This window comes from Arthrobacter sp. SIMBA_036 (assembly GCF_046535135.1).
Classification (GTDB): domain Bacteria; phylum Actinomycetota; class Actinomycetes; order Actinomycetales; family Micrococcaceae; genus Arthrobacter.
The window spans coordinates 1-249 of the sequence record NZ_JAWRXG010000367.1 but is presented as its reverse complement, the minus strand read 5'-3'; the positions used below and the strand labels follow the sequence as shown (position 1 = coordinate 249).

Below are 249 nucleotides of genomic sequence, written 5' to 3'. Positions count from 1 at the left end.
ATATATAGAAAAGAAATCAAGCGATTGGCAAATTTTTTACCTAATTCCTTGAAATACTCTTGAATAAACTGGAGATAAAATATAGGTGAGGCAATGAAGGTAAACAAATTTATATATCTGTTAAATTCATGACCTCTTGAGGGACCACCAGCACTCATATAAGCTATTGAGATATCTAACAGGAAGAGAATTAGGACATACCCAGCTATCGATTTTCTGGTTTGACTCACCTTTACAATATAAAATATA

The 249-nt window shown here is 31.7% G+C and carries 1 pseudogene; it reads right to left on the bottom strand.

The features are described from left to right. Positions 1-249, bottom strand: a pseudogene (locus tag SB659_RS20200) (histidine kinase); the annotation flags it as partial.